Source organism: Desertivibrio insolitus (assembly GCF_017355965.1).
Lineage (GTDB): Bacteria > Actinomycetota > Actinomycetes > Actinomycetales > Microbacteriaceae > JAFIQW01.
On record NZ_JAFIQW010000011.1, the window covers coordinates 1 to 869 of the forward strand.

Consider the following 869-nt stretch of genomic DNA (forward strand, 5'->3'; position numbering starts at 1 on the left):
CGTCGAAGGTGGGATCGGTGATTAGGACTAAGTCGTAACAAGGTAGCCGTACCGGAAGGTGCGGCTGGATCACCTCCTTTCTAAGGAGCTTCTACCGGTCTGCTTCGGCAGGCACGGTCAGAGCCGCGTTCTGGAGCGAATGTCTCCAGCGTGGTTGCTCATGGGTGGAACATTGACATTGGCCTGACACGGAACCGTGTCGATCTCAGTACGACTCCTCTCGGGGGGTCTGGAACGGGTCGATCGGGAAGGTGTCGGGCGTGCACGCTGTTGGGTCCTGAGGGACCGGGCCACCGCTCGCGGGAACGCGGGTTGGTGAACGGTTTCTTTGGACCTCATGACTCCGGCCGGTTGGTGCGGGGTGTGGGGTACCGCCCGTATTTTGAGAACTACACAGTGGACGCGAGCATCTTAGACACTCGCCTGTTTCTGCCTCTTTTGGGGGTGGGGATGGGTGTTTGTCACTAAGTAACGGCCGGCCCCTCGGGGCTGGTCGAACACTGACGCCGCACCTTCGGGTGCGGCAACTTTGTGGTCAAGTTTCTAAGAGCAAACGGTGGATGCCTTGGCATCTGGAGCCGAAGAAGGACGTAGAAATCTGCGATAAGCCTCGGGGAGCTGATAATCGAGCTGTGATCCGAGGATGTCCGAATGGGGAAACCCCGCCAGGCGGCGTGCCGACCTGGTGACTCCTGCCTGAATATATAGGGCGGGTAGAGGGAACGTGGGGAAGTGAAACATCTCAGTACCCACAGGAAGAGAAAGCAACAGCGATTCCGTTAGTAGTGGCGAGCGAAACCGGATCAGGCCAAACCGATCATGTGTGATAGCCGGCAGGCGTTGCATGGTCGGGGTTGTGGGACTCTCAC

The 869-nt window shown here is 58.7% G+C and carries 2 rRNA genes; both read left to right on the forward strand.

Features of this window, described 5'->3' with window-relative positions:
• A 16S ribosomal RNA gene (locus JUB10_RS14410) occupies positions 1-80 on the forward strand; the annotation flags it as partial.
• A 453-nt stretch (positions 81-533) separates the two neighbouring features.
• Positions 534-869: ribosomal RNA gene (locus tag JUB10_RS14415) — 23S ribosomal RNA — on the forward strand; the annotation flags it as partial.